The organism is Streptomyces sp. NPDC051020 (genome assembly GCF_040683105.1).
Taxonomy (GTDB): domain Bacteria; phylum Actinomycetota; class Actinomycetes; order Streptomycetales; family Streptomycetaceae; genus Streptomyces.
Genome location: NZ_JBFBCG010000023.1, coordinates 1 through 24,593, shown reverse-complemented (window position 1 = coordinate 24,593; position 24,593 = coordinate 1). Strand labels below are relative to the sequence as shown.

Sequence of the window (24,593 nt, the reverse complement as noted above, 5' to 3'; positions counted from 1 at the left end):
ACGAGTGTTTTCAGTGCCGTCCAGCCAGCCGGTCCGCCGCCTTGGCGATCGGGTCGGTGGTGGCTTCGGCCGAGGTGAGTTCACGGCGGTCCGCGGTGCGGTAGGCCGCGTACATGCCGTGGACGCCGATCCAGCGGAAGGGTTCAGGTTCCCAGCGGCGGACCTTGTGGTTGACCCAGGGGAGGGTGGTCAGGTCGGTGGGGCCCGACTGGCCGGAGTCCTGCTGGATCAGGTCGCGCAGGGTGCGGGCGGCGAGGTTGGTGGTGGCGACGCCGGAGCCGACGTAGCCGCCGGCCCAGCCGAGTCCGGTGGAGCGGTCGAGGGTGACCGTGGCGCACCAGTCGCGGGGGACGCCGAGGACGCCGGACCAGGCGTGGTCGATGCGGGCGCCCGCGGTGGTGGGGAAGAAGCGGACCAGGATCTCGCGGAGGGCCTCGATGGTGGCGGGCTGGGTGCGCCCGTCGTTGTCGGTGCCGGAGCCGAAGCGGTACGGGACGCCCCGGCCGCCGAGTGCGATGCGGTCGTCGGCGGTGCGCTGGGCGTACATGTAGGCGTGGGCCATGTCGCCGAGCGTCTCGCGGCCGTCCCAGCCGATGGTGTCCCAGACCGACTTCGGGAGCGGTTCGGTGGCGATCATCGAGGAGTTCATCGGGAGCCAGGTGCGCTTCTGGCCCTTGAGGTTGGCCGTGAAGCCCTCGGTGCAGCGCAGGATGTACGGGGCGCGGACTGTGCCGTACGGGGTGTGGGCGTGCTTGGGCTTGATCTCGGTGACGGGGGTCGACTCGTGGATGGTGACGCCGAGCGCCTCGACGGCGTCGGCGAGCCCCTTGACGAGTTTGACCGGGTGCAGGCGGGCGCCGTGCGGCGTCCAGGAGGAGCCGACGGCTCCGGTGACGCGGATGCGTTCGGCGGTCTCGCGGGCGCCGCGCAGGACCCGGCCGGTCTCACCGAAGGCGATCTCGACGGAGTGGAAGTCCTTGAGGCGCGCCAGCTGGGCCGGCGTGTAGGCCACTTCGAGGACGCCGCCCTGGTGGATGTCGGCGTCGATGTTCTCTTCGGCGGCGACGCGTACGACCTCGTCGACGGTGTCGTTCATCGCCTTCTGGAGGCGGACGGCTGCGTCGTGGCCGTGGAGTTTCGCGTAGCGGTCACGGCCTGCGATGCCGTTGTAGAGCCAGCCGCCGTTGCGGCCGGAGGCGCCGTAACCGCAGAACTTCGCCTCGAGGACGGTGATGTTCAGGAAGGGGACGGCCTTCTTGAGGTAGTACGCCGTCCAGAGTCCGGTGTATCCGCCGCCGACGATGCAGACGTCCGTGGTGGTGTCGCCGGGCAGGGGCTCGCGCGGGACGGGCGTGCCGTGGTCCGCGTACCAGAACGATATTCCGCCGTTGACCGTGCTGACGGTGCTCATGTTGCCCCTGCTTGTCCGTGTGAAGCCGAGTTCTTGTGCGACGGGAGGTTACTGCGCGGGGGCGGTTTCGTCCTCCCCCGGGTGAGCGGATAGCAGGCGAGACCGATGAGGACGGCGGTGGCGTGGCCGAGGTCGGTGAAGGTGGGGCCGGTGGCGAGGGGGATGCCGTAGACGACCAGGACGGCGAAGAGGTACACGTACCGCAAGGGCCGGGGGACGTGGTACGTGAGGACGGCGACGACGCCCGCGAGTGCGTAACTGACCCCGACGTCCAGGGTGTGGACCGCTGACGGGGGTGCCTCTCCGTGCCGGATGGCCCAGGCGAGGACGCCCTCGCTGACGAGGGTGGCCAGGATGTGGGCGAGCGCCGCAACCGCGAGCCAGCGCAGCGTGCCGAGCCAGCGTTCGGCGGGGGCGTGGAAGACCGTGAAGAGGAAGGCGTACGGGAGCCACTTGCCGCTGTCGATCCAGAAGGCGCTGGAGATGAGGACACGTGCCGGGTCGCGGATGAGCTCGTGGATGTTGGTCGAGTGCTGACGCAGGAAGTCCTCCTCGAAGTCGGGGGACATCTGATGCACCACGACCGTGGTGATGAAGAGGGCCGTCAGCCAGATGTACGTGCCGGGCGCGCTGCGGATCCAGGAGCGGACGGCGCGCAGGGTGCGCGTCGGGAGGGAGCGCGGGTTCGTGGGCGGGGCCGGGCTGCTGGGGGGCATAACCGATTGACGCACGGGCCTACGATCGGGTGCGTGATTGACATTCCGGACGCGCTGATCGCCACCCGGTCCAAGTACAACGACGAGACCGGGCGGGCGTTCCTGGCCGCGCTCCCGGGGCTCGCGGACCGGTTCCTGGGCGAGTGGGGGCTGCGGCTGGACGGGGCTGCGATGCACGGGATGTGCGCGCTGGTGCTGCCGGTGGTCCGCGCGTCGGACGGGCGGCGCGCGGCGCTGAAGCTCCAGGCAGCGGACGAGGAGAGTGCGGGGGAGCCGGTCGCTCTGCGTGCGTGGGGCGAGGCGGGCGCCGGGAACCGCTGGCCGGGGACCCCGGCTTCGATCTGATGCCCGCCCTGCACAACCGGTTCGACGCGTCGATGGTGCGGTGGCGGTTCGATCTGATGACGGAGGTCCTCGGTCTTGACCGGGAGCGGGCGTGTGCCTGGACGCTGGGGCGGGCGCTGCAGAACAGCATCTGGGACGTGACGGACGGGGAGAGCCGTTTGGGGCTGGAGCAGGCGGAGATCGCCCGGCAGCTGCTGGGCCGGGGGTAGAGGGAAGCCGGTGGGCGGCGGCTGCTTACGCTGCCCCCATGATTCGTACCGCTACTGCTGCCGATGTCCCTGTCATCCATTCCATGGTCCGCGATCTCGCGGAGTACGAGAAGGCGCTCCACGAGGTGCACGCCACCGAGGAGCAGCTGCACGAGGCGTTGTTCGGCGAGCGGCCGGCCGCGTATGCGCACATCGCCGAGTCGGACGAGGACGGGGAGATCGTGGGCTTCGCGCTCTGGTTCCTGAATTTCTCGACGTGGCGCGGGGTGCACGGCATTTACCTGGAGGACCTGTACGTACGGCCCGACCGGCGTGGCGGCGGGCACGGCAAGGCGCTGCTGACGGAGCTGGCGCGGATCTGTGTGGAGCGGGGGTACGAGCGTCTGGAGTGGTCGGTGCTGAACTGGAACGCCCCGTCCATCGCGTTCTACGAGTCGCTGGGTGCGCGGCCGCAGGACGAGTGGACGGTGTACCGGCTGACGGACGGGGCGCTGGTGAAGCTCGGCGGCTGACCCACGAAGATCGGCCGGACAGGGCCTAGGGGACGAGGACGACCTTGCCCATCGTGCCGCGCGTCTCCAGGGCGCGGTGGGCGGCGGCCGCCTCGGCGAGCGGGAAGCGCTGGACGGCGGGACGCAGGCGGCCCGCGGCGGCTTCGGCGAGCGAGCGTTCTTCGAGGGCGCGCAGGCCGCCCGCCTTCTGCATCATTGCCGGGCCGAGGACGCTCTGGGAGGTGATGCCGCGTTCGGCGAGTTCCTCGTCGGTGAAGGTGAGCGGGGACCCGTTGTGAAGTCCTTCGCCGGACCAGCCGAAGACGATGTGCTGCCCGTCCTTGCCGAGGAGGTCGACGGCGGCGCGCGCGGTGACGCCGCCGACGGAGTCGTAGACGACGGTGGCGCGGCGGCCGAGGCCGTCGAGGTAGGTGAGGACCTGGGCCGGCCAGTCGGGGAGGGTGTAGTCGACGGCGAGGTCGGCGCCGTTGGCCTTCACTGCTGCGACCTTGGCGGGTCCGCCGGCGAGGCCGATGACGGTGGCTCCGGCGTGTGTGGCGTACTGGACGAGCAGGGTGCCGATGCCGCCCGCCGCGGCGGGGACGACGGCCACCGAGTCGGGGCCGAGCTCGGTGAACTGCAGGATGCCCAGGGCGGTGCGGCCGGTGCCGATCATGGCGACGGCCTCGGCGTCGTCGAGGCCGGGCGGGATCGGGTGGAGCTTGTCGGCGTCGGTGACGGCGAGTTCGGCGTAGCCGCCGGGGGCCATGCCGAGGTGGGCGACGACGCGCCTGCCCAGCCAGCTGGGGTCGGTGCCCTCACCGAGTGTGTCGACCGTTCCGGCGACTTCGCGGCCGGGGATGGTGGGCAGCTCGGCGGGGGCCGGGAACGGCCCTGTCATGCCCTCGCGCAGGGCGGCGTCGAGGAGGTGTACACCGGCTGCGGCGACGGCGATCCGGACCTGGCCGGGGCCGGGTACCGGGTCGTCGGTCGTCTCGTACGTGAGGTTCTCGGCGGGTCCGAAGGTGTGGAGGCGGACGGCATGCATGGTGGGCTCCCCGGGTCGGTTGGCTTTCGGGGATCACCCTGCGACCTCAACCGTGCTCGAGGTCAAGGACGGGTCGGGACGTCCGGGGCCGTTGGCTTGCTCCGACGGCGAGCAGGGCCGCTTCCAGCCCGCTGTTGAACGACACCTCGCTGAGCAGTCCGGGCGCCGCGACCTGGTCGCCCGCGAGGTAGATGCCGTTGCCGCGGTCGATGGCGGGACGGTCCCGCCAGGTGGTGCCGGGCCGGTCGACCGCGCCCGTACGGCCGGCGGCAAGGGCCTCGCGCCGCCACTCGGTGCGGTCGCGCCAGCCCGGGTGGCCGAGGTTGAGGAGCTCTTCGGCGCGGGCGATTCCGGCGGCCTTCGACTCGCCGGGGGCGACGGGGAACTGGCCCTGGAAGAGCCGTACCCCTGCCGGGGCGGGGGTGTGGTCCTGGGCGCCGCTGAGTTGTTCCGGTGGACGCTGCCGGACCTCCTGTTCGATCCAGCCGGGGGCGTCCAGGTCGGAGACGGCGAACGCGTCGCCGCGCCGGGTGCGCAGGGCGAGGTCGATGAGGGCGGTCCTGCCGCTGTCCCAGGCCAGGGTGGGGTCGTTGAGCAGGCTGCGGGCGGCGTCGAGGGAGGTGGCGACGACGACCGGGCCGGTCCGGGCCAGGGTGTCGAGGGTGCCCGGGTCGATCCGGGTCGCCGTCTCGATCCGGACGCTCATGTTCCAGGCGCGGGCGGCCATCCGGTCGATGAGCTGCGCCCAGCCGCCGACCGGGTAGCGCGCCTCGGGCGGCAGTGCGGCGGCGCGGCGCAGTCGTTCCTGGACGAACGCGGCGGAGAGCGAACCGGGGTCGTGGTGGAAGAGCGCGATGGCGGCGTAGTGCGCTGCCGCGCGGGCGGTCTCCTCGCCGGCCTGGCCGGTGGCCCAGGTACGGAAGTCGGTGTCGACGGGCGCGTGTCCGGCGCGGCGGGTGAGCCGGAGGAGGCCGGGGGGCGGGGTGCGGCGCAGGGTGCCGTCCAGCCGGAAACGGAGCCGGGTGGCTTGGAGGAGCGACACCGTGGCGACCGGGCCGAGGAGATCGCGCTGTGCGAGCCAGGCCCAGTGCGGTCCGTGGCGGTAGAGGGCGTGGGGTCCTTCGTTGGTGGGGTACGGACCCTCGGCGGTCCTGGCGCGGCCGCCGAGCGTGTGGTGGGCCTCGTGGACGGTCACCCGGGCGCCGGACTCGGCGGCTGTGATCGCTGCGGTGAACCCGGCGAGTCCGCCGCCGATGATGTGGATGCGCTGCATGCGTCCCTGTCTCCTCGTCGTCGTGAACGATGACAAAGAGGTGACGTCCGCCGGGGCCCGGGTGTGACATCGGTGCGGGGGCGTTGTCAGTGGTGTGGGTCACGATGGGGCCATGGCGCGTAACAGCAGGAGTGGTGGCGGGAAGGACGCCGTGGCGGCGGCGCGACGGCCGGAGGTGCGGTTGCCGCCGCTCGTTCCGTACGACGGGGTGGGGCTGGAGCCGGACGGGGACTACGACGGTGTGCGGTTCGAGGGGACGGACCTCTCGGACGAGTCGGGGCCGGGCGCCCGGTTCATGGACTGCGCGCTGGAGGGATGCGCGCTCGACCGTACGGAGCTGATCAGGGCCCGCTTCATCGACTCGGTCCTGACGGGGGTGCGGGGGGTGGGCACCGATCTCGCGGGGGCGTCGCTGCGTGACGTGGAGGTGGCGGACGCGCGGCTGGGCGGGGTGCAGCTGCACGGCGCGGTGCTGGAGCGGGTCCATGTGCGCGGCGGGAAGATCGACTATCTGAACCTGCGCAAGGCGCGGCTGAAGGACGTGGTCTTCGAGGGCTGCGTGCTGTCCGAGCCGGACTTCGGGGACGCGCAGCTGGTGCGGGTGGAGTTTCGGGACTGTGTGCTGAAGCGTGCCGACTTCAGTTCCGTACGGATGGAGTCGGTGGACCTGCGGACGGCCGCCGAGCTGGACATCGCCCGTGGCGTGGAGCGGCTGGCGGGGGCGGTGATCAGTCCGGTGCAGCTGATGGAACTGGCCCCGGCGTTCGCGGCGCAGATCGGGGTGCGGGTGGAGGCGTAGCCGGTTGTCCGGGATCCGCTCGTCAGACCCGGGGGAAGCGGGCCTGGAGGTCCCAGATCACGGGGTTGTCGGCGAGCCCCTCGTGCATGTCGGCGAGGTCCGCGATCAGGTCGTGCAGGAAGTCGCGGGCCTCGCGGCGCAGCAGGGAGTGGCTGAAGGTGAGCGGGGGCTCGTCGCCGGGCATCCAGTCGGCTTCGACATCGACCCAGCCGAATCGGCGTTCGAAGAGCATGCGGTCGGACGACTCGGTGAAGTCCAGCTCGGCGAACTGACGTCGGTGCGAGCGGCTGCCGCGGGGGTCCTGGTCGATCTGCTCGACGATGTCGCAGAGCGCCCAGGCGAAGTCGAGCACGGGCACCCATCCCCAGGCTGTGGATACCTCGCGGTCCGCCTTGGTGTCCGCGAGGTAGACGTCCCCGGAGAACAGGTCGTGCCGCAGGGCGTGGACGTCCGCGCGGCGGTAGTCGGTCTGCGGGGGATCGGGGAAGCGTCGGGAGAGGGAGTAGCCGATGTCGAGCACGGTTCGATGGTGTCATGCCCGGGGGTGCACCGACGCCGGAGCGGCGAGTCGCCCCACGGCCCCGGGACCGTGAGTGCCTGGCGCTGCGGTGGTCCTCGCCGCAGGCGTTCCGGCTCACGGCAGCAGCCGTTGCTCCTTCGCCACGGCCACGGCGCCCGCGCGGGTGTCGACGCCGAGTTTGTCGTAGATGCGGCCCAGGTGCGTCTTGACCGTGGCCTCGCTGATGAACAGGGCCCGGGCGATGTCCCGGTTGCCCAGGCCCTGGGACAGCTGGCCCAGGATGTCGCGTTCGCGGTCGGTGAGCGTCGGCAGGGGGCTGCGCATGCGGGCCATGACACGGCCGGCGACGGGTGGGGAGAGCGTGGTGCGGCCCTGGGACGCCGAGCGGATCGCGGCGAACAGTTCCTCCGGGCGTTCCGCCTTCAGCAGATAGCCGGTGGCGCCCGTCTCGATGGCGCGGGTGATGTCGGCGTCGGTGTCGTACGTCGTGAGGACGAGGACGTGGACGCCGGTGGCCGCGATGCGACGGGTGGCTTCGACGCCGTCGATTCCTTCGCCCAGTTGGAGGTCCATCAGGACGACGTCGGGGGTGAGCCGGGCGGCCAGGGCGACGGCCTCCTCTCCGCTGCCCGCCTCGCCGACGACCTCGATGTCCGGTTCGCTGCCCAGGAGAGCGAGCAGCCCGGCGCGTACGACGGCGTGGTCGTCGCAGAGCAGGATCCGTACGGCGGGCGAGGTCATGAGGGTTCCTCCGGCGAGGGCGACGGGGCAGGGGCGGGCATGGGGACCGCGGCGGAGACGACGGTTCCCTCGCCCGGTACCGATTCGATCGTGAGTGTGCCGCCGAGCTGGTGCAGCCGGGCGCGCATCGCGGGCAGCCCGTGGCCGCGTACGCCCGCTGCCGGACGCGGGGCGGGCGGGGTGAAGCCACGGCCGTTGTCGGCGATGTCCAGGACGGTCCGGTCGTCCAGGTGGGTCAGTGTCAGCGCGGCCTCCGTGGCGTCCGCGTGCTCCTTCACATTGGCCAGCGCGCCCTGGGCGATGCGCAGCAGTGCGGATTGCACCCGGTCGGGCAGTGCCGTGTGCGGTGCCCCCTCCACATGGCAGCGGACCGTGAGCAGCCCCTGGGACTGCACCGTTTCGCGGGCGGCCAGTGCGTGCAGCGCCGCTTCCAGGCCGCCGCCCTCCGCGAGATCCGCCGGTGCCAGGTCGTGGACGAAGCGGCGGGCTTCGGCGAGGTTGCGTTCGGCGATGCCTGTGGCCGTACGGACATGGCGGCGGGCGGTCGCCCGGTCTGCGTCCCAGGTGCGGTCCGCGGCCTGGAGCAGCATCTGCTGGCTGGACAGGCCCTGCGCGAGGGTGTCGTGGATCTCCATGGAGAGCCGCTGGCGTTCGGCGAGGGTGCCTTCGCGGCGTTCGGTGGCGGCGAGTTCGCGGCGGGTACGCAGCAGATCGTCGATCAGTTCGCGCTGGCGCACGGCCTGGCGCTGCATGTGGACGAAGACCGCGGTCGCGATGGCCGCCACGGCGGGGGGCGCGAGCACCAGATTCGGGTCGAAGCCGTGGGCCAGCCGCAGCTGCGCGGCCACGACGAGCACGGTGAGCAGGGCGACGAGGGCGAGTGCGGCGCGCGGTGGGAGCAGCCGCAGCCCGGTGTAGAAGAGTGGCACCGCGCACCAGGCGAAGCTCGGCGCGAGGACGACGAGCACCATCCACACGGCCACGAGCACGCCGAGCCGGGCCAGCCGGCGCGGGGTGGGGCGTGAGCCGAGCGCCGGGCCCAGCAGATACAGCGCGGCGAGCGTGCCGGACAGCGCGATGATCCACGGGGTGCGGTCCTCGCCCGGGTGGCGGAGCAGGAAGCGGGCCAGGGAGGCACCGAGCAGCAGGAAGAACGCGGCGTGCATGAGCAGAGCGAGCCACCGGGCATCCGGGTCGGCGGCTTCGGTTCGGTGCTCCACCTCGTACCTCGTACTCCCTGCCGACTGCCGAAGGGCTGCTGCTGACCTGCGTGGATACGTCCATGGTGACCCGGTGGGGCCACCTCCGCATCAACCGATCGGCCGATGGGGCCGTCAGCCGTCCCGCGTGCGGGGTCGAGCCGGTACGTCGACGTTACGGGGCCGGATCCGGCCGGAGGATCGATCACAGAGCCGAACACCGCCCGAGCGGAACACCGTCGAATCGAATCGTCGAGGAGCCCCACCATGAAGAAGATGTCGCTGCGCACCCGTGTCCTCACCGGTGCCGTCGCCGCCGCCGCGCTCGGTGCCGGAACCTTCGGTGCCATGTCCGCGAGCGCCTCCGCCCCGGCCGCTGCCCCTGCCGCCGCCGTCACGGCCGACACGGCGAACCGGAACCTCCAGCAGACCACCCATCTGACCGTCGCCGCCGCCACCGAGGCCGCACGCGCCGCCCTCGACGCCGCAGAGAAGGAGAACCAGCGTGTGGCGGTCGCCGTCGTCGACCGGAACGGCAACACCGTCGTGACGCTGCGCGGCGACGGCTCCGGCCCGCAGGCGTACGAGTCCGCCGAGAAGAAGGCGTACACCGCCGTCTCCTGGAACGCCCCCACCTCCGTGCTCGCCGGCCGTCTGGCGCAGACTCCGAACCTGAAGGACATCCCTGGCACCCTGTTCCTCGCGGGCGGCGCCCCGGTGCAGGTCAAGGGTGCACCGGTGGCCGGTATCGGAGTGGCCGGTGCCCCCAGCGGCGACCTCGACGAGAAGTTCGCCCAGGCGGGCGTCGCCGCACTCGCCAAGTAGGACAGCCGACCACAGCCCGGGAGAGACCACGGATGAACGCCCTCGATCACGACCTGCTCCGAGCCGCGCGCACCGGTGACACCGATGCCGCACGCACCGCGATCGAGGGCGGCGCCCGCGTCGACGTCCGCGACGAGGAGCGGCGCACCCCGCTGCTCCTCGCCGTCCACGGCGACCACGTCGAGCTCGCCCGGCTGCTCGTCGAGGCGGGTGCGGACCCCGATGCGCAGGACCGGCGCGAGGAGAGTCCCTGGCTGGCGACCGGCGTCACCGGCAGCGTCGCGATGCTGCACACCCTGCTGCCGGCCGGTCCCGACCTGAAGCTCCGTAACCGGTTCGGCGGCATCGCGCTGATCCCGGCGAGCGAGCGCGGCCATGTCGGTTACGTGCGGGAGCTGCTCCGCGTCACGGACATCGACGTCGACCACGTCAACCGGCTCGGCTGGACCGCCCTGCTGGAGGCCGTGATCCTGGGCGACGGTGGCCGGGCGCACCAGGAGATCGTCGAACTGCTGCTGGCGGCGGGTGCGACCCCCGGTCTGCCGGACGGCGACGGGGTGACGGCGCTGGAACACGCGGAGCGGCGCGGGTTCGCGGAGATCGCGGCGCTGCTGCGGAACCGGGATTCGAGGTGAGCATTCGCCGATCCGCCAAACCGACATTCCGCACATAGGATTATCTGCGTGCGCCCCACCGCTCTGATCCTGGTCCTCGTCACGACCACCGTCGTTTCTCTCGGTACCGCCTGCTCCGCCGGGATCGGCGGTGTGGAGGGCACCCCCGGCGCCGCCGGTCTGCGCGACCCGTACTTTCCGAAGGCCGGCAACGGCGGGTACGACGTCATCCATTACGACCTCACCCTCGACGTCGACCCGGCCGCCCAGCACCTGCGCGGCACTGCCGTGATCACCGCGCGCGCCACCCAGGACCTCAGCGCCTTCAATCTCGACCTGGCCGGGCTGACCGTCGAGTCCGCGACGGTCGAGGGCCGGCCGGCCGCCGTCAACCGGGCGGCCCACGAACTGACGCTGCGCCCCGATGCCGAGGTGGAGAGCCACCTCCACAAGGGCAGGACGTTCCGTACGGTCGTCCGCTACTCCGGTTCCCCGCAGACCCTCACCGACCCCGACAGGTCGAAGGAGGGCTGGCTGAGGACGGCGGACGGATCGGTGGCGCTCGGTGAGCCGGTCGGGGCGATGGCCTGGTTCCCCGGCAGCAACCACCCGAGCGACAAGGCGTCCTACGACCTCACGGTCACCGTGCCCAAGGGCCTGACCGCCGTGTCCAACGGCGAGCTGACGTCCCGTAGGACCTCCGGTGGCACCACCACGTTCCACTGGCACACCGCCGCCCCGATGGCGACCTATCTCGCGACGCTCGCCATCGGGCACTTCGACACGAAGGCGTCGACGACCCCCGACGGCATCAAGGTGTTCACGGCCGTGGACCCGAAGTCGGCGGCGGCGAGCGCCCGGGCCCTGGCCCGGATCCCCGAGATCGTGCGGTGGGAGGCCGAGCGCTTCGGCCCGTATCCGTTCTCCTCGACCGGCGCGATCGTCGACCGCGCGAACGACGCCGGGTATGCGCTGGAGACCCAGAACCGGCCGTTCTTCCCCGGCCCGCCGGACGTCGGGCTCCTCGTCCACGAGATGTCCCACCAGTGGTTCGGGAACTCCGTCACGCCCGAGAGCTGGCGGGACATGTGGCTCAACGAGGGCTTCGCGACGTACGCGGAGTGGCTGTGGCAGGCGGACAAGGAGGGCGTCCCCGTCCAGGACAGCTTCGACCGCGCCTTCGCGAGCGATGCCAACTGGGCGTTCCCGCCGGCCGATCCGCCGACGGCCGCGGACATCTCGCAGGGGCCGGTGTACGGGCGCGGGGCGATGGTGATCCACAAAATCCGGCAGGCGGTGGGCGACGACAAGCGGTTCTTCGCCCTCGTCAGGGGCTGGACGAAGGCGCACCGGCACGGCAACGCGTCGACGGCCGACTTCACCGCCTATGTGGAGAAGACGACCGGCCTGCATCTGACAGACCTGTGGAACACCTGGCTGTACGGCAGGAGCCGGCCCGCCGCGAAGGGCTGACCGGCTCCTGGAACCGCAGAGGCAGAGCTACTTCACGTTGATTCCGGACCAGGCGGCGGCGACGGCCGCGTACTCCGCGCCCCCCGCCCCGTACAGATCGGTCGCCGCCTTCAGGGTCGCGGTCCGCGCCCCGGCGTAGTCGGTGGTCGACGTCATGTAGGTGGACAGGGCCCGGTACCAGATCTGAATGGCCTTGTCGCGCCCGATCCCCGTGACCGTGGAGTTGTTGGAGGTCGGCGAGTTGTAGGAGACCCCGTTGATGGTCTTCGCGCCGCTGCCCTCGGACAGCAGGTAGAAGAAGTGGTTGGCGGGCCCGGACGAGTAGTGGACGTCGAGCCGGCCGACGGTCTTCGACCAGGAGTCGGCGGAGAGGCCGTCCTTGCTCGGCTTGTCCATGTAGCGCAGCGGGGTGCCGTTGCCGCGGATGTCGATCTTCTCGCCGATGAGGTAGTCGCCGACGTCGCTGCTGTTGCCCGCGTAGAACTCGACCGAGGTGCCGAAGATGTCGCTGGTCGCCTCGTTGAGACCGCCGGACTCGCGGCTGTAGTTGAGCCTCGCGGTGGCCGCGGTCAGACCGTGGCTCATCTCGTGTCCGGCGACGTCCAGCGAGGTGAGCGGCTTCATGTTGCCCGAGCCGTCGCCGTACGTCATGCAGAAGCAGCTGTCCGACCAGAACGCGTTGACGTACGCGTTGCCGTAGTGGACCCGGGAGTACGCGGCCTTTCCGTCGCCCGCGATGCCGTTGCGTGACAGGACGTTCTTGTAGAAGTCCCAGGTCACGGCGGCGCCGTAGTGGGCGTCGACGGCGGCGGTCTGGCGGTTGGTCGCGAGACCGTCGCCCCAGATGTCGTCGGCGTCGGTGAAGAGGGTCCCGGTGCCGGCGGTGCCGCCGTTCAGGTCGTACGTGTTGTGGCCGCCGCGACCCCCGTCGGTCAGGTTGTAGCCGGACCCGGAGGCCGTCGTGCCCAGGTTCACCGTGCCGCTGTACTGGCTGGTGCCGGACCCCGTGTCGATGGCCTCGTACGCGTAGAGCTCCTTGCCGCTCGCGGCGTCGGTGATGACGTGGCGTTCGCTGGGAGTCCCGTCGTCCTGGACGCCCTTGACCACGTTCTCGTACGCGAGCGCCGGCTTGCCGGTGGCGGCCCAGATCACCTTCCGCGCACCGGTCTTGGCGGCGAGTGCGGCGGTCGTCGACGGGACGGCGATGTCGGCGGCGGTGGCCTTGGAGACCCCCTTGAGCGAACCGTCCTTACGGGTGTGGGTGACGAGGTCGCCGCCGAGGACCGGCAGTCCGTCGTAGGTGCGCTCGTATCGGGTGTGAACCGTGCCGTCGGCGTCCTTGATCACATCGCGGACGACGAGCTTTTCCTTGCTGCCGAGCTTGATCTTCGCGGCGGTCGAGGCAGCCTGGGCCTGGGCCTCCTTGAGGGCCGAGACCCGCTGGGACGCGCTGAGAGGCAGGGCGGTGGCCCCGGACTCGCGGTCCTGGGCCGCACCGGCCGGACCTGCTTGTACACCGATGACGACCATGGCGGCGGTTGCGGCAAGAGCGGCGGCACGCAGAGTGGTTCTCACTCGTTCTCCTTCACTCGATCCATGAGCTCCGTGAGGGGGCTGCGGTGAGAGTGGCACCGACGCAGCGCTATTGGCAGGGGCGCGTCAAGGATTTGACCGGATCTTGTCCGTCTGTGAGGGAACGTCATCCGATATGCGGCATAAGGTCATCGGCGCCTTGGCGAGTGGCCGGCGGCAGGCGCACGAACGGGAGCCCCTGGCCGAAAACAATCGGCCGGGGGCTCCCGTTGTTCGGGCCTTCAGGCCCCTGGGCTCTGCGTCAGAGGTTGACGCCGAAGTCCTGCGCGATGCCGCGCAGACCCGAGGCGTATCCCTGGCCCACCGCGCGGAACTTCCAGTCCGCGCCGTTGCGGTACAGCTCGCCGAAGACCATCGCGGTCTCGGTGGCGGCGTCCTCACTCAGGTCGTAGCGGGCGATCTCGGCGCCGCCGGCCTGGTTGAGGATGCGGATGAACGCGTTGCGCACCTGACCGAAGTTCTGGCTGCGCGTCTCGGCGTCGTAGATGGAGACCGGGAAGACGATCTTGTCGACGTCGGGTGTGAGGCCCGCCAGGTTGACGTTGATCTGCTCGTCGTCGCCCTCGCCCTGGCCCGTGACGTTGTCACCGGTGTGGACGATGGTCTGGTCCGGCGTCGACTTGTTGTTGAAGAAGACGAAGTGGCCGTCGGAGACGACCTTCCCCGCCGCGTTCACCGCGATCGCCGAGGCGTCGAGGTCGAAGTCGGTGCCGGTGGTGGTACGGACGTCCCAGCCGAGGCCGACCGTGACGGCGGTCAGGCCCGGGGCCTCCTTGGTGAGCGAGACGTTGCCGCCCTTGGACAGGCTTACTGCCATGGGAAGTCCCTTTCCTCGTCGTGTGCGGGCTTCATGCGTTCACGAAGCTACCGTCACCCGTCATAACGCAGGCGGAGGACCGAGAGGTTCCTGGTCTCTTTGCTTTCTTTACCGAATTCGCAGCCGGGCCGACGGTCCGGTGCGGCAAAAGGAGGTGACGAACGGGTCTCCAGCCGGGGAACATGGGTGTCATGTCCGGGCCCTATGTCATCCGCGGTTCGGTCTCCTTGCCGGAGGCCGAACTCATGTGGCGTTTCTCGCGGTCCTCCGGGCCCGGCGGTCAGCACGTCAACACCAGCGACTCCCAGGTGGAGCTGCGCTTCGACCTCGCGGCGACCGAGTCGCTTCCCGAGGTGTGGAAGGAGCGGGCGCTCCAGCGGCTGGAGAGCCGGCTGGTGGGCGGCGTGGTCACCGTACGGGCGTCGGAGCACCGCTCCCAGTGGCGCAACCGTGAGACCGCACTCGTCCGCCTCGCCGCGCTGCTGGCCGAAGCCACCGCGCCGCCCCCCAAGCCGCGCCGCAAGACCAGGATCCCGCGCGGGATCAACGAGCGGCGGCTGCGCGAGAAGAAGCAGCGCGGCGACACGAAGCGCGGCCGCTCCGGCCGCGACTGGTAGGAGGCGTCCGCGGCCGCTCCGGCGGTGGCGGACGGGCCGCGCCCGCGATCCGTTCCGGCCCGGGCCAGCCGGGCGCCGTTCTGTCAGCTCCTCTTGGAGGAACTCAGGGTCGGCTCAGCTGCCGGTAGCGCCCCCGGAAGTACGTCAGCGGCCCGCCGTCCGCGCTCGGCAGCGCCGCGCTCACCACCCGCCCGATCACCAGGGTGTGGTCGCCCGCGAGCACCCGCTGCTCCGTGCGGCACTCCAGAGTGGCGAGGGCGCCGCCGATCAGAGGTGCGCCGGACACCTCTCCCCGTACATAGGGGATGTCGTCGAACAGCAGCCGATCGCTGATCCGGCCCTTCATCGCGAACCGTCCCGCAATGTGCCGCTGGCTCTCCGCGAGCACGGAGACCGCCCACAACGGCTGCTCGCCCAGCAGGTCGTCCATCCGGGAGCCGTTGCGCAGGCTCACCAGGACCAGGGGCGGGTCCAGTGACACGGACATGAAGGCGGTTGCCGTCATCCCCACGTCCTCGCCGCGCCCGTTCTCGTCGAGCGGCGGCTCCTGGGCGGTGATCAGAACCACGCCTGCGGCCAGCCGGGCGAGGGCGCCGCGGAACTCCTCGTTGCTCACCCCTTCAGCATGGGGGATGGGCTCGGAGGCGTGGGGGATGGGCTCGGATCGCGGGGTGGGGGGTTTCGTCTGCAACACACCGGCACGCTAGCCGTAGCCCGCGCGCGGTCGCATCGGGCCAGGGGACCAGCCGGGTCCTAGGACTCCGGCCCCATGGGGCCGCACCGCCACGGCACAATGCGACGAGGCGCGACGCCGCGCAACGTACAGATTTGCGTTCAAGAAAAGCAAGGGCCTCTCCCGGAGGCCACTCGGTCCCCTTTATCATCTGTTGTGACTTGAGTCACAGAGGGCAATATTTGTTGACCCTGTGTACCGGGTGCACAGCTCACTGTGATTCAGTGGCGGTGACACTGCGAACAAGTACGTCGATATGAAACCTGGAGTGCTGTCGAGGTCTCGGGGAGTGCGAACAATGGAGGCCGAGTCGGAGCCGTACGTTCGTCTAGCGACGATGCGGCAGCTGCATCAGGCCGTCGCCGATCTCAACACGGCGCGGAGCCTGGCCGACACACTGCAGACCGTGGCCGACGGAATCGTCACCGGTCTTGGGTACGAGCTGGCCTGCGTCAATCTCGTCCGCCCCGACGGCGACCTCGTCGTCGCCGCGTTCGCGGGCAACTCCGCCGCCGAAGCGCTGATCACCGGCCGCGTCGGCTCGCGCAGCTCCTGGGAGCGCAGGCTCTCCATGGGTGAGTGCTGGGACGAGCTCTGTTTCATACCGCACACCGACGGCTGGGTCCTCCTCGACGACGACGTACCGCAGTGGCACACCGAGGGTCCCGAGCCCCGCTTCGAGGACGAGTGGCATCCGCAGGACCGGCTCTATGCCCCGATGTACGCGTCCGGCGGCGGCCGGGACCTCCTCGGTGTCATATCCGTCGACCGCCCGCGCAACGGCCGCCGCCCCGGTGCCTGGGGTCGCGAGGCCCTCCAGATGTACGCGTCCCAGTCAGCCATTGCGATCAGCAACGCCCGGCTCCGAGCAAACATGCAGCGTGCCCTGGTCCGGCTCGAACGGGAGCAGCAGGCGCTGCGGGCCAGCGAGGAATCCTTCCGCCAGGCCTTCGAGTACGCCCCCAGCGGTATGGCCATCGCCGAGATGGGCGGCGACCAGCACGGCCGGCTGCTGCGCACCAACGACGCACTGTGCCGGCTCCTCGGCCGCCCCGCCTCCGTCCTGCGCCGCCACTCCTTCGCCGACCTCGTGCACCCCGAGGACGTCGGCACCCTGCTGCGTACGTCCGCCGAGGGCGGCCGCGCCGAGCTGCGGCTCGGGCGCCGGGACGGCACCTACCTCTGGGTCTCGCTGCGCAACTCCGTCGTCGCGGACACCGCCGACGGCCCCCGCTTCCTCCTCACCCATGTGGAGGACATCGAGGAGCGCAAGCGCCACGAGCTGCACCTCGCGCACCGCGCCTCGCACGACGCGCTCACCGGCCTGCCCAACAGCGCCGAGCTGCGCGCCCGGCTCGGTGCCCGGCTCTGCGAGCGCCCGTACTCGGCGGCGACCACCGCCGTGGAGGCGCTGGACGCGGCGTACGGCGACGCCGAGGACATGGACGCCCGGATGCACGGCTTCCGGGCCGACGGCTTCGAGGCGGACGCGGTGGCGGGTGGCGGCCCGTACGACCACCATGTGCACGCGGTGGCGCCCGACAGCGAGCAGGACGACGGGACGAAGGGGCTCGCGGTCCTCTTCTGCGACCTCGACGGCTTCAAGTCCATCAATGACCGCTTCGGGCACCACACCGGCGATGCCGTCCTGATCGAGGTCGCCCGGCGGCTCACCACCTGTGTGCGCGACGGCGACACCGTCGCCCGGCTCGGGGGTGACGAATTCGTCGTCCTCGCGGACGGGCTCGGTGCCGCGGACGCCGCAGACCTGGCCGTACGGTTGCGCAACGCCATCATTCCGCCCATTCGGGTGGATGGCCGTGCGGTGCGGGTCGGGGCGAGTTTCGGGATCGGCTGGGCCGGCTGCGGCATGACCGCCGAAGAGGTGCTGCGCTCCGCCGACCAGCGGATGTATGTGGAGAAGCGGTCGCGGTCGAAGGTTCACCGCAGGGCCGGTTGACGTTCACGGCAGGTCCGTTCCGGTAACCCGCCCCGGTTCCGGCACGGCACCCCGAAGGCCGACGGCAATTCTGCGTGTGCTCCGTTCGAGGTAGGCTCGGCCGGCTGGCGATATTCGGCGACGGCTGGCGACATGGTGAGGAGTGACCCAGGGATGACGGCCGGGAACAACGGCGCAAGCACACCCGAGGACGACGATCCGTTCGGCTACCTGTACGAGGACGGGCAGGCGTCCGGCGCCCAGTCGCCACGGCAGGGCGGCTACGGCTATCCGGGTCCTGTCTCGCAGCCCGGCGTGCCCCGGACCTCGTACAACCAGGTGCGGACGGTCGGCGAGCGCCAGTACGGGCAGCAGGTGCCGCCGCAGCAGCCGTACGGCGGGCAGCAGCAGGCGCAGTACGGCGGGCCGAACGCCCAGTACGCCGCCCCGGAGACGTACCCCGGCGGCGGTCCCACCGCGAACGTCCCGGTGCAGGGCGGCCGCGGCCGCGGCGGCGGTCCCGGCAACGGCGGTCCGAACACCAAGGGCCTGCTGATCGGTGCGCTCGCGGTCGTCGCGGTCGTCCTCGTCGGCATCGGCGTCGCGATGATCACGAACGACGGCAAGGACAGCAACAAGAAGGACGAGGCTGCCACCTCGTCCGGTCCCGCCGGTCAGGTCGAGGAGTCCCCGAAGCCGAAGCAGTCCGAGACGTCCTCCGAGGCCCCGGCGGAGCTGCCGAAGCAGGACGCCGCGACGCTGAAGCTCGGCGGCACGGCCACGCTCGACAACTCGGTCAAGGGCGCGAAGAGCGCGAACGGCCAGTACATCAACCTGAACGAGGTCGGCAGGTCCGCGACCTGGTCGGTCGACGTGCCCGCGGCCGGCGAGTACACGCTGTTCGTGACGTACGGCGTGCCCGGAAAGGACGCCAAGACGTCGCTGACGGTGAACGCCGAGGCCCCCCGTTCGATCAACATGACGAACTTCGCGCACGCCCCGGAGGGCGACCTGGAGAAGGGCTGGACGACGACGTACGCCTACGTCAACCTCAACAAGGGCTCGAACACGCTGATGATCTCGTGCAACGAGGGCGACCAGTGCGACGCCAACCTGGACCAGCTGTCGCTGAAGGCCGGCCACCAGACGCGCTGAACCCGGGAACGCAGTCCGGCCCCACCACCCGACGAGGGCGGTGGGGCCGGTTCCGTCTGTGCCGGGCGGTCAGAGGCGGTCGGGCTACCTCTGATCGGGCGGTCGTGCCCTGGCACGCACGCTCGCGGCGTTGCCGAAACGCCCTAGTAGCTCCTTCCCCGAGCTCTCAGCTTCGTTCGAGCAGGGGAGGCCCCATCCGAGGACCTTCCGGCGCCTTGCGATCGCACGCACCAGGCCCCGCCCGCTTCCCGATCGAAGGTAGCCCGACCGCCTCTCAGCCCATCAGGCTCAGGAACCCCGCCACCGTCGTGGCCATCGCCTCGCGGCCCGGGACGATGTACTTGCGCGGGTCGACACCCGTCGCGTTCTCGGCCAGGTACGCGCGCACCGCGCCGGTGAACGCCGTGTTCAGCGCCGTCCCCACATTGATCTTGCGCATGCCGGAGGCGACCGCCTGGCGGATCTCCTCGTCCGGGACGCCGCTGGAGCCGTGCAGCACCAGCGGGACCGGGACCGCGTCGCGCAGCAGGCCGATCAGGGCGTGGTCCAGGGCGGCGGTGCGCTCCGTCATCGCGTGCGAGGAGCCGACCGCGACGGCCAGCGCGTCGACGCCGGTCGCCGCGACGTAGGCGGCGGCCTCGGCAGGGTCGGTCCGGACGCCGGGGGCGTGGGCGTCGAGCGGGGCCTCGCCCTCCTTGCCGCCCACCTTGCCGAGCTCCGCCTCGATCCAGATCCCGCGCTCGTGGCCCCAGGCGACGGCGTCGGCCGTGGCCCGCACGTTCTCCTCGTAGGTCAGCTTCGAGGCGTCGAACATCACCGAGCCGAAGCCCTCGTCGTGCGCCTGGTGCAGCAGTTCCACGGACTCGACGTGGTCGAGGTGGAGCGCGAGCGGCGCGTGGGAGGCGCGGGCGACGGCGGCGGTCGCGGCGGCGATGGCGGAGAGCCGACCGCCATGGAACTTCACGGCGTTCTCGGAGATCTGCAGGATGGCGGGTGCCCCGGCGCGTTCCGCGCCCGCGGCGATGGCCTCCGCGTGCTCCAGTGTGATGACGTTGAAGGCGGCGACTGAGCGTCCGTCGGCCTGGGCGGCCGAGACGAGTTCACCGGTGCTGACGAGCGGCATGCTGCCCCCTGGGACTTCGTGTGGTGCGGGATGATCCGGGACGGTGCCGGGCGCGCGATGCGGGCTGGTTCCGCGCCACTCAGACCGCTGGTGCTTGTTCCTCGATGCCGACGCGCGGCAGCAGCTCCTCGTACGCCGCCCGGTCGAACTCCCCGGCCGCCGGTGCCAGCACCGTCGCCGTCGACAGTGCCACCGCCCTGCGCAGCCGGTCCGGCCAGCTCAGGCCCTCGACGAGACCGGACAGCAGACCGGCCACCGCGGAGTCGCCCGCTCCGGTGGGGTTGCCCGCGACCCGGTCCGGCGGCGCCGCCCGCCAGGTGCCCTCGGGTGTGACGGCGAGCATGCCGTCCGCGCCGAGCGAGGCGATCACGCCGTGCGCGCCCCGGCGGCGGGCGTCATGGGTGGCGCGCAGCGGGTCGCGGGAGCCGGTGAGCTGGGCGAGCTCGTCGGCGTTCGGCTTGATCAGGTCGGGGCGGGCGGCTATGCCCCGGCGCAGCGGTTCGCCGCTGGTGTCGAGGAGAACGGGGACCTCGGCGGCGCGGGCGATGCGGACCAGTTCGGCGTAGGCGCCGACGTGGATGCCGGGCGGCAGGCTGCCGCAGAGTGCGACCGCGTCCGTGTCGGCGAGGAGCTTCTCGTACGTGGTGAGGAAGGTGGTCCACTCGTCGGCGCTGACGAGTGGGCCGGGTTCGTTGAGCTGGGTGGTGTCGCCGGTGGACGCGTCGACGACCGCGATGGTGCGGCGGGTGTTCCCGGCGACGGGTACGAGTGCGTCGCGCGGCGGGAGGTCTGCCAGGAGCTCGCGGAGTACGGCTCCGGTGGCCCCTCCGGCGAAGCCCGTGACCACGGTCTCGTGGCCGAGTGCGGAGAGCACCCGGGCGACGTTGAGCCCTTTGCCGCCGGGGCGTTCGGATATGTCACCGACGCGGTGGCTGGTGTGCGGGACCAGCGCCGGGACGCCGTACGTCAGGTCGAGTGCCGTGTTCAGCGTGACCGTGAGGATCACCTCGGTCACCCCTTCGATCCGTGCCGGAGCGCGGATCCCTTGCCAGAACGCGCTTTCCCTGCTGTTGACGAAGCGATCATGCCAAAGAGAAAGCGGTCGGCCCAGACCTCCGGGTCAACCGCTGCCTCTTCGTTACGTATTCGGCTCTCTGTCAAGAATGGCTGAAATCATGCGAGTTCGGGCTCAATGACCCATTCGCCCTTGCGCATGACGCCCTTGAGCGCGAAGTCCGCGTCCAGGACCACCAGGTCCGCGTCCTTGCCCGGGTCGAGCGAGCCGACCTTGTCGTACACGCCGAGCAGCCGTGCCGGGTTGGCGGAGATGGACCGCACGACGTCCTCGACCGGGATCCGGTCGAGCGTGACGGCCCGGCGGAACGCGGTGTCCAGGGTGAGCGTGGAACCCGCGATCGAGTTGCCCTCGACGAGCCGGGCGACGCCGTCCTTGACCTCGACGGCGAGCGGACCCAGCTGGTACCGGCCGTCACCGAACCCGGCCGCGTCCATCGCGTCCGTGATCAGCGCCACGCGGGCGGCGCCCGCGTGGTGGTAGGCCAGCTCCAGGGCGGCCGGGTGCAGATGCGTACCGTCGTTGATCAGCTCGACGGTGATCCTCTCGTCCTCCAGGAGCGCGGCGATCGGACCGGGATCGCGGTGGGCGAACGGCGGCATCGCGTTGAACAGGTGGGTGGCGACGGTGGCGCCCGCGTCGATCGCCTCGACGGTCTGCTCGTACGTCGCGTCGGTGTGCCCGATCGCGGCGATCACCCCGTGCTCGGCGAGCAGCCGCACCGACTCGATGCCGCCCGGCAGTTCGGTGGCGAGCGTGAACATCTTCGCGGTGCCGCGCGCCGCGTCCATCAGCTTGCGGACCTCGGCCGGGTCCGGGTGGCGCAGCAGCGTCTCGCTGTGCGCGCCCTTGCGGCACGGCGAGATGAACGGGCCCTCGAAGTGGATCCCGGCCAGGTCGCCCTGCTCGACCAGTTCGGAGAGGATCCCGGCCCGCTCGGCGAGGAAGTCCATCTCGCCGGTGACGGTGGAGGCGACCAGGGTGGTGGTGCCGTGCTCGCGGTGGGTGCGGACGCCGGTGAGGACTTCGTCCACGGTGCCGGAGGTGAAGGACGCACCGCCACCGCCATGGTTGTGCATGTCGACGAAGCCGGGGACGACCCAGTGGCCGGTCAGATCGATGGTCCGGGGGGCATCCGGATACGGTGTGGACGCAGCCGGGGGGCGTGGGCGGTTGCTGTCGGTGGGTGGTTTCCACGGGGTGCCGACGCCCTCCGCCGGACTCCCGGCGATCCGAGTGCCCTCGACGATCACCCGGCCGTTCTCGACGGTGCCGGTGGGAAGGACCACCCGGGCCCCGGCGAGAACTGTGCTGTCTGAGCGTCCGGCCATCAGGCGGATACCTCCGTGGAGAGAAGATCCCAGGCGAGCAGCCCTGCACCCAGGCATCCGGCGGTGTCCCCGAGGGCCGCCGGGACGATGTCGGGCAGCTTCTGGAACGTGACACGCTCCTTGACGGCCGCACGGAGTGGTACGAACAAGGTTTCCCCTGCCTCGGCGAGGCCGCCACCGATGATGAGCGCGCGGGGGTCCAGCAGGGTCAGCGCGGTGACCAGCCCGGCGGCGAGCGCGTCGACCGCGTCCTGCCATACCCGTACGGCCGCGGGGTCACCCGATTCGACGGCCTTCGCGCAGTCCGCGGCGTCGGCCTCCGGGTCCCCCGACGCGGCGGCCCAGGCGCGGCTGACGGCGGAGGCGGACGCGAGGGCCTCCAGGCAGCCGCGCTGTCCGCACCCGCAAGCCGGCCCGTCCGGCCGGACCACGATGTGCCCGATCTCGCCGGCATACCCGTGCGCGCCCGCCTCGATGGTGCCCGTGATGCCGATGGCCCCGGCTATGCCGGTTCCGAGCGGGACGAACAGGAAGCGGTCGGCGCCCTTGCCCGCGCCGATCCTGCCCTCGGCGAGGCCGCCGGTCCTGACGTCGTGGCCGAGCGCGACCGGTACGCCGCCGAGCCGTTCGCCGAGCAGGGTGCGCATGGGGACGTCGCGCCAGCCCAGGTTCGAGGCGTAGACGGCGATCCCGTTCTCCGCGTCGATGATGCCGGGCACGGCGACACCGGCCGCGACGGCGCTCTCGCCGAGGTGTTGCTCCCCGTGGGCGCGCAGTTCCGCGGCAAAGGCGAGGATCGACTCCACGACGGCGTCGGGTCCGCGCTCCCTGCCGGTTGCGCGCCGAGCCTCGTGCAGCAGGGTGCCGTCGGCCCCGACCAGTGCGGCCTTCATTCCGGTGCCGCCCACATCGAGGGCGATGACGTGTTTCACGGGAGACAGTTTCGCCCGAGGACCCCCAATAGGTCTAGTCCACTTTTCCTGTTTGTTGAGGATCCATACAAAAGGGTGGCAAAGCCCTGGAGCGCGCCCTGGACCGCGCCTTCGACCAGGCCTTCTGCCGAGCTCAGCAGGCTACGCTTCGCCGTCTCGACAAGGCGTTCGCCGTCGAAGGCGGAGCACGCGCAGTGGCGGGTGGCCGGGTAGCGGGTTCGGGGGCGGGCGATAGGTTGGCTCATATGACCGCCCCCGACGACGGCTCCGCCGAAGCGGAGCCTCCTGCCGACAGCCCCGCCGACCGCCCTGGCTCCGGGCTCTCCGACCGGGAGCGTGCGGTCCTGACCGTGGAACGGCGCTCGTGGCCCGGTCCGGGGGCGAAGGAGCGGGAGATCCGGGAGGGCCTGGGCATCTCGCCGACGCGTTATTACCAGCTGCTCAATGCGCTCCTGGACGACCGGCGGGCGCTGGAAGAGGACCCGGTGACGGTGAACCGGCTGCGACGGATCCGGGAGGCTCGGCGGGGACGTCGCTGAACCGGCAGCCGTCACGCTCGGACACCGCCGGTATGCCACGTCGCCCCATGCTGTGCCCGGCGGTACGCCGATAGGCTCGACCCATGGGCAGCAATCCGCACGTACCCGCGCCGAGCGAGATCCCGTCCGGGCTCCCGACCCCCACCACCCCACCCGGCCGAGAAGCCTTGGCCGCGATCCTCGCGCGCCCGGACCGTGCCGTCGTCGCGCTCGATTTCGACGGCACCCTCGCCGAGATCGTCCCGGACCCGGAACAGGCCCGCGCCCACCCCGGCGCCGTCCCGGCCCTGGCCGCGCTCGCGCCGAAGGTCGCCTCCGTCGCCGTGATCACCGGCCGCCCGGCCGACGTCGCGGTCCGGCACGGCGGCTTCGCCGGGGTCCCCGGCCTCGACCACCTCGTCGTTCTCGGCCACTACGGCGCCGAACGCTGGGACGCCGTCTCCGGCACCGTCCACGCGCCCGCCCCGCACCCGGGCGTCGCCGCGGTCCGCGCCGAACTCCCCGGCCTGCTCGAACGGTTCGACTCCTGGCGCGGTATCTGGATCGAGGAGAAGGGCCGGGCGCTCGCCGTCCACACCCGCCGCGCCGCCGACCCGCAGGCCGCGTTCGACGCGCTGCGCGGACCGCTCGGTGCGCTCGCCGCCCGGCACGGGCTGATCGTCGAACCGGGCCGTCTGGTCCTGGAGTTGCGCCCGCCGGGCATGGACAAGGGTATGGCGCTCACCCAGTACGTACGGGAGTTGGGCGCCGAGTCCGTTCTGTACGCGGGTGACGACCTGGGCGACCTCGCCGCGTACGCCGCCGTGGAGAAGCTCCGCACCGAGAGCCCCGACGGCATCCCGGGCCTGCTCGTCTGCAGCGGCAGCGCGGAAGTGCCCGAACTGGCCGAGCGGGCCGATCTGCTGCTGAACGGCCCAGGAGCCGTCGTCGACTTCCTGGCGACCCTGGCGCGACAGGTCCAGTGCCGGGACAGCGCTTAGCTTGAGATAAAACCTCTGGCTCGCCCAAGAAGGTGTTCGAGTCCCCCACATGGGCAAATGCCGGACAAGGCGACGGCTACGTCGTCATCCTCGGG

At 71.3% G+C, this 24,593-nt stretch carries 24 protein-coding genes and 1 pseudogene; 11 read left to right on the top strand and 14 right to left on the bottom strand.

The window, feature by feature from the left end:
• Positions 1-10: 10 nt before the first annotated feature.
• Positions 11-1,411 (bottom strand): FAD-dependent oxidoreductase, encoded by a 1,401-nt coding sequence (locus tag AB0N06_RS14950; protein WP_366135099.1) that lies wholly within the window; start codon positions 1,409-1,411, stop codon positions 11-13.
• Positions 1,408-2,127, bottom strand: coding sequence for a rhomboid-like protein (locus AB0N06_RS14945; protein ID WP_366135175.1), 720 nt, complete (start codon positions 2,125-2,127; stop codon positions 1,408-1,410). Before AB0N06_RS14945 ends, AB0N06_RS14950 begins: the two co-directional genes overlap by 4 nt.
• A 33-nt stretch (positions 2,128-2,160) precedes the next feature.
• Here AB0N06_RS14945 and AB0N06_RS14940 point away from each other — a divergent pair.
• A pseudogene (locus AB0N06_RS14940) lies at positions 2,161-2,681 on the top strand (hypothetical protein).
• A 38-nt stretch (positions 2,682-2,719) separates the two neighbouring features.
• Positions 2,720-3,193, top strand: coding sequence for a GNAT family N-acetyltransferase (locus AB0N06_RS14935; protein ID WP_366135098.1), 474 nt, complete (start codon positions 2,720-2,722; stop codon positions 3,191-3,193).
• Positions 3,194-3,218: 25 nt separating this feature from the next.
• Here AB0N06_RS14935 and AB0N06_RS14930 read toward each other — a convergent pair whose 3' ends face one another.
• Positions 3,219-4,220: a zinc-binding dehydrogenase gene (locus AB0N06_RS14930; protein WP_366135097.1), complete on the bottom strand. Its 1,002-nt coding sequence runs from the start codon at positions 4,218-4,220 to the stop codon at positions 3,219-3,221.
• Positions 4,221-4,266: 46 nt separating this feature from the next.
• Positions 4,267-5,493, bottom strand: a complete 1,227-nt coding sequence (locus tag AB0N06_RS14925; RefSeq protein ID WP_366135096.1) for an NAD(P)-binding protein — start codon at positions 5,491-5,493, stop codon at positions 4,267-4,269.
• Positions 5,494-5,605: 112 nt separating this feature from the next.
• Here AB0N06_RS14925 and AB0N06_RS14920 point away from each other — a divergent pair, with 112 nt between their 5' ends.
• Positions 5,606-6,292 carry a pentapeptide repeat-containing protein gene (locus AB0N06_RS14920; RefSeq protein ID WP_366135094.1) on the top strand — a complete coding sequence of 229 codons (687 nt, stop codon included), beginning with the start codon at positions 5,606-5,608 and terminating at the stop codon, positions 6,290-6,292.
• Between the two features lie 22 nt (positions 6,293-6,314).
• On the opposite strand, the gene AB0N06_RS14915 is transcribed toward AB0N06_RS14920, so the two are convergent.
• The 3 genes from AB0N06_RS14915 to AB0N06_RS14905 form a co-directional block, all read right to left on the bottom strand.
• Positions 6,315-6,812, bottom strand: a complete 498-nt coding sequence (locus AB0N06_RS14915; RefSeq protein WP_037692856.1) for a hypothetical protein — start codon at positions 6,810-6,812, stop codon at positions 6,315-6,317.
• 114 nt (positions 6,813-6,926) lie between these two features.
• A complete protein-coding gene (locus tag AB0N06_RS14910) occupies positions 6,927-7,553 on the bottom strand; it encodes a response regulator transcription factor (protein WP_366135092.1) in 627 nt (208 codons plus the stop codon).
• On the bottom strand, positions 7,550-8,719 hold the full coding sequence (locus tag AB0N06_RS14905; RefSeq protein WP_366135174.1) for a sensor histidine kinase: 1,170 nt from the start codon (positions 8,717-8,719) through the stop codon (positions 7,550-7,552). The genes AB0N06_RS14910 and AB0N06_RS14905 overlap by 4 nt, the downstream gene beginning before the upstream one ends.
• A 300-nt stretch (positions 8,720-9,019) precedes the next feature.
• On the opposite strand from AB0N06_RS14905, the gene AB0N06_RS14900 reads away from it, so the two are divergent.
• From AB0N06_RS14900 to AB0N06_RS14890, 3 genes are all read left to right on the top strand, one after another.
• Entirely contained in the window at positions 9,020-9,577 is a 558-nt protein-coding gene (locus AB0N06_RS14900; protein ID WP_366135091.1) for a heme-binding protein, read from the top strand.
• Positions 9,578-9,609: 32 nt separating this feature from the next.
• Positions 9,610-10,212, top strand: a complete 603-nt coding sequence (locus AB0N06_RS14895) for an ankyrin repeat domain-containing protein (RefSeq protein WP_366135090.1) — start codon at positions 9,610-9,612, stop codon at positions 10,210-10,212.
• Positions 10,213-10,278: 66 nt separating this feature from the next.
• Positions 10,279-11,664 (top strand): M1 family metallopeptidase, encoded by a 1,386-nt coding sequence (locus tag AB0N06_RS14890; RefSeq protein ID WP_366135173.1) that lies wholly within the window; start codon positions 10,279-10,281, stop codon positions 11,662-11,664.
• A gap of 27 nt (positions 11,665-11,691) precedes the next feature.
• Here the strand turns inward: AB0N06_RS14890 and AB0N06_RS14885 are convergent, their stop codons facing one another.
• Together AB0N06_RS14885 and AB0N06_RS14880 are read right to left on the bottom strand one after the other, a co-directional pair.
• Entirely contained in the window at positions 11,692-13,194 is a 1,503-nt protein-coding gene (locus AB0N06_RS14885; protein WP_366135172.1) for a M4 family metallopeptidase, read from the bottom strand.
• A gap of 304 nt (positions 13,195-13,498) precedes the next feature.
• Positions 13,499-14,074, bottom strand: a complete 576-nt coding sequence (locus AB0N06_RS14880; RefSeq protein ID WP_366135089.1) for a TerD family protein — start codon at positions 14,072-14,074, stop codon at positions 13,499-13,501.
• 191 nt (positions 14,075-14,265) lie between these two features.
• Between AB0N06_RS14880 and arfB the strand changes: the two genes are divergently transcribed.
• Positions 14,266-14,691 carry an alternative ribosome rescue aminoacyl-tRNA hydrolase ArfB gene (gene arfB, locus AB0N06_RS14875; RefSeq protein ID WP_266983071.1) on the top strand — a complete coding sequence of 142 codons (426 nt, stop codon included), beginning with the start codon at positions 14,266-14,268 and terminating at the stop codon, positions 14,689-14,691.
• A gap of 103 nt (positions 14,692-14,794) precedes the next feature.
• On the opposite strand, the gene AB0N06_RS14870 is transcribed toward arfB, so the two are convergent.
• The gene (locus AB0N06_RS14870) at positions 14,795-15,307 is read right to left on the bottom strand and encodes a flavin reductase family protein (RefSeq protein ID WP_366135088.1); all 513 of its coding nucleotides are present in this window, start codon (positions 15,305-15,307) and stop codon (positions 14,795-14,797) included.
• Between the two features lie 415 nt (positions 15,308-15,722).
• Here AB0N06_RS14870 and cdgB point away from each other — a divergent pair, with 415 nt between their 5' ends.
• Together cdgB and AB0N06_RS14860 are read left to right on the top strand one after the other, a co-directional pair.
• Positions 15,723-17,384 (top strand): diguanylate cyclase CdgB, encoded by a 1,662-nt coding sequence (gene cdgB / locus AB0N06_RS14865; RefSeq protein ID WP_366135087.1) that lies wholly within the window; start codon positions 15,723-15,725, stop codon positions 17,382-17,384.
• A gap of 153 nt (positions 17,385-17,537) precedes the next feature.
• The gene (locus AB0N06_RS14860) at positions 17,538-18,518 is read left to right on the top strand and encodes a carbohydrate-binding protein (protein WP_366135086.1); all 981 of its coding nucleotides are present in this window, start codon (positions 17,538-17,540) and stop codon (positions 18,516-18,518) included.
• A 274-nt stretch (positions 18,519-18,792) separates the two neighbouring features.
• Here AB0N06_RS14860 and AB0N06_RS14855 read toward each other — a convergent pair whose 3' ends face one another.
• The 4 genes from AB0N06_RS14855 to AB0N06_RS14840 form a co-directional block, all read right to left on the bottom strand.
• A complete protein-coding gene (locus tag AB0N06_RS14855; protein ID WP_366135085.1) occupies positions 18,793-19,641 on the bottom strand; it encodes a class II fructose-bisphosphate aldolase in 849 nt (282 codons plus the stop codon).
• Between the two features lie 79 nt (positions 19,642-19,720).
• Positions 19,721-20,647, bottom strand: coding sequence for a 1-phosphofructokinase family hexose kinase (locus AB0N06_RS14850; protein ID WP_366135171.1), 927 nt, complete (start codon positions 20,645-20,647; stop codon positions 19,721-19,723).
• Between the two features lie 167 nt (positions 20,648-20,814).
• The gene (gene nagA / locus AB0N06_RS14845; protein ID WP_366135084.1) at positions 20,815-22,047 is read right to left on the bottom strand and encodes an N-acetylglucosamine-6-phosphate deacetylase; all 1,233 of its coding nucleotides are present in this window, start codon (positions 22,045-22,047) and stop codon (positions 20,815-20,817) included.
• Positions 22,047-22,979 (bottom strand): ROK family protein, encoded by a 933-nt coding sequence (locus tag AB0N06_RS14840; protein WP_366135083.1) that lies wholly within the window; start codon positions 22,977-22,979, stop codon positions 22,047-22,049. The genes nagA and AB0N06_RS14840 overlap by 1 nt, the downstream gene beginning before the upstream one ends.
• 245 nt (positions 22,980-23,224) lie before the next feature.
• On the opposite strand from AB0N06_RS14840, the gene AB0N06_RS14835 reads away from it, so the two are divergent.
• Both AB0N06_RS14835 and otsB read left to right on the top strand, forming a co-directional pair.
• The gene (locus AB0N06_RS14835; RefSeq protein WP_366135082.1) at positions 23,225-23,518 is read left to right on the top strand and encodes a DUF3263 domain-containing protein; all 294 of its coding nucleotides are present in this window, start codon (positions 23,225-23,227) and stop codon (positions 23,516-23,518) included.
• 83 nt (positions 23,519-23,601) lie between these two features.
• Complete coding sequence (gene otsB, locus AB0N06_RS14830; protein WP_366135081.1) at positions 23,602-24,498, top strand: trehalose-phosphatase; 897 nt, start codon at positions 23,602-23,604, stop codon at positions 24,496-24,498.
• The last annotated feature ends 95 nt before the right edge of the window (positions 24,499-24,593 follow it).

What these genes read in the sequence shown, in the direction of transcription:
- AB0N06_RS14950 (WP_366135099.1), bottom strand. Translation starts at nt 1,411, where the DNA reads ATGAGCACCGTCAGCACGGTCAACGGCGGAATATCGTTCTGGTACGCG.
- AB0N06_RS14945 (WP_366135175.1), bottom strand. Translation starts at nt 2,127, where the DNA reads ATGCCCCCCAGCAGCCCGGCCCCGCCCACGAACCCGCGCTCCCTCCCG.
- AB0N06_RS14935 (WP_366135098.1), top strand. Translation starts at nt 2,720, where the DNA reads ATGATTCGTACCGCTACTGCTGCCGATGTCCCTGTCATCCATTCCATG.
- AB0N06_RS14930 (WP_366135097.1), bottom strand. Translation starts at nt 4,220, where the DNA reads ATGCATGCCGTCCGCCTCCACACCTTCGGACCCGCCGAGAACCTCACG.
- AB0N06_RS14925 (WP_366135096.1), bottom strand. Translation starts at nt 5,493, where the DNA reads ATGCAGCGCATCCACATCATCGGCGGCGGACTCGCCGGGTTCACCGCA.
- AB0N06_RS14920 (WP_366135094.1), top strand. Translation starts at nt 5,606, where the DNA reads ATGGCGCGTAACAGCAGGAGTGGTGGCGGGAAGGACGCCGTGGCGGCG.
- AB0N06_RS14910 (WP_366135092.1), bottom strand. Translation starts at nt 7,553, where the DNA reads ATGACCTCGCCCGCCGTACGGATCCTGCTCTGCGACGACCACGCCGTC.
- AB0N06_RS14905 (WP_366135174.1), bottom strand. Translation starts at nt 8,719, where the DNA reads ATGCACGCCGCGTTCTTCCTGCTGCTCGGTGCCTCCCTGGCCCGCTTC.
- AB0N06_RS14900 (WP_366135091.1), top strand. Translation starts at nt 9,020, where the DNA reads ATGAAGAAGATGTCGCTGCGCACCCGTGTCCTCACCGGTGCCGTCGCC.
- AB0N06_RS14895 (WP_366135090.1), top strand. Translation starts at nt 9,610, where the DNA reads ATGAACGCCCTCGATCACGACCTGCTCCGAGCCGCGCGCACCGGTGAC.
- AB0N06_RS14885 (WP_366135172.1), bottom strand. Translation starts at nt 13,194, where the DNA reads ATGGTCGTCATCGGTGTACAAGCAGGTCCGGCCGGTGCGGCCCAGGAC.
- AB0N06_RS14880 (WP_366135089.1), bottom strand. Translation starts at nt 14,074, where the DNA reads ATGGCAGTAAGCCTGTCCAAGGGCGGCAACGTCTCGCTCACCAAGGAG.
- arfB (WP_266983071.1), top strand. Translation starts at nt 14,266, where the DNA reads ATGTCCGGGCCCTATGTCATCCGCGGTTCGGTCTCCTTGCCGGAGGCC.
- cdgB (WP_366135087.1), top strand. Translation starts at nt 15,723, where the DNA reads ATGGAGGCCGAGTCGGAGCCGTACGTTCGTCTAGCGACGATGCGGCAG.
- AB0N06_RS14860 (WP_366135086.1), top strand. Translation starts at nt 17,538, where the DNA reads ATGACGGCCGGGAACAACGGCGCAAGCACACCCGAGGACGACGATCCG.
- AB0N06_RS14855 (WP_366135085.1), bottom strand. Translation starts at nt 19,641, where the DNA reads ATGCCGCTCGTCAGCACCGGTGAACTCGTCTCGGCCGCCCAGGCCGAC.
- nagA (WP_366135084.1), bottom strand. Translation starts at nt 22,047, where the DNA reads ATGGCCGGACGCTCAGACAGCACAGTTCTCGCCGGGGCCCGGGTGGTC.
- AB0N06_RS14835 (WP_366135082.1), top strand. Translation starts at nt 23,225, where the DNA reads ATGACCGCCCCCGACGACGGCTCCGCCGAAGCGGAGCCTCCTGCCGAC.
- otsB (WP_366135081.1), top strand. Translation starts at nt 23,602, where the DNA reads ATGGGCAGCAATCCGCACGTACCCGCGCCGAGCGAGATCCCGTCCGGG.